The sequence below is a fragment of the Shewanella sp. BF02_Schw genome (assembly GCF_014596695.2).
Taxonomy (GTDB): domain Bacteria; phylum Pseudomonadota; class Gammaproteobacteria; order Enterobacterales; family Shewanellaceae; genus Shewanella.
Map to the genome: position 1 here is coordinate 1 of NZ_JABKAW020000021.1, position 1,205 is coordinate 1,205.

Consider the following 1,205-nt stretch of genomic DNA (forward strand, 5'->3'; position numbering starts at 1 on the left):
ATCCTGACACAGGGGGCACTCATGCAAAAACTGAATTAGCTGAATGATCACACTTTCTTTGATATGCCTATTCGGTGTCTCTTTAACTTCTTCTTTTTGTAATAGATTTAGAGCTTCTTCTAGTACCCTTTCGGTATTCGCAAAGTAGTAGTCAAAGGCTCGAATTGCTTCATCACAGATACTAAGTTCACCACGCTGAATTAGGCGGTCTTCCGCATACACTCTTGAGTGAATTGCTGGCAAGTCTTCTTTTGAAATAAAAGTGAATGAACGGTCAGAGGCAAATTTTCCAAACTGCTTAACTAAAAGCTGTTCACTAGCTGCATACTCGTCTCTGAGATGGCTATTTATTATTTGTTGTTCCTCTAGTGGAGATGGCCTATTTGAATTGTAGGCAATCAACCATTGAATTATTGTCGCGAAACAAAAAGCTACAATAGCCAGCGCCAATTGGTAGGTTGCCAGCGCTTCCTTTAGCCCACCAGAGAATCCAGGGACATTTTTAGCCAAAGAAACCAATGTAAATACTGCTAGCAGTGTGATAAATGGCAACCCCCAAAACAAAATAGATTTGTATGGTGGCGACTTTTTTGCTTTGCTCTTTATTGTGTCCATAAGCACTTCTTTGTCAGTAAGTTATCCGATAGCTTATCTTATGAAATCAGTGTTCACCATTAGAATCTATACGTAGTAAATTGCATGGTAGGATATATTGTTGTGGTCAATATAAATTGTCCACAGGTATAGAGCTTTTCTATACTTTTTCGAATCTGAAATCAGTCGACTTTTTGTCACCCCGTAACTCGGAAATGTCCAAAAACGGTTTAGTAAATGGCCCATTTATACCTATAATATAATTTTTGTAAGAGGTGTTCCTTTGTGAAAAAACATAGCTCAGCAAAAGGTATTTTAAAGGATATTAAAATAGACGGTTCTTTAAATGATGATGAATCTTTGCAATCTGCTATAGATGAAGATTCTGATATAGCTGAAATAGTTCATCGGCGACGTGATCAAGAAGAAATCGAAATTGGGATTGATGACTTGTAATAGTCTTTAATGAAAACTAACTGTCCATTACTAACTTCCAGATGAATTTATCCAAAGTTCCAATAGAGATTGTTTGCATCCTAACTAATTTTTTTTCATGCTGTCATTCCATGAGAGAGTTTATTTAGTTCTTCTGAAATAAGTTTAATGCCTAC

At 36.5% G+C, this 1,205-nt stretch carries 2 protein-coding genes; one reads left to right on the top strand and one right to left on the bottom strand.

Features of this window, described 5'->3' with window-relative positions; translation table 11 throughout:
• The coding region (locus HNW13_RS23410) for a hypothetical protein (protein ID WP_208062971.1) at positions 1–615 on the bottom strand (615 nt) is incomplete at its 3' end.
• Between the two features lie 264 nt (positions 616–879).
• Between HNW13_RS23410 and HNW13_RS23415 the strand changes: the two genes are divergently transcribed.
• Complete coding sequence (locus HNW13_RS23415) at positions 880–1,050, top strand: hypothetical protein (RefSeq protein WP_192114761.1); 171 nt, start codon at positions 880–882, stop codon at positions 1,048–1,050.
• The last annotated feature ends 155 nt before the right edge of the window (positions 1,051–1,205 follow it).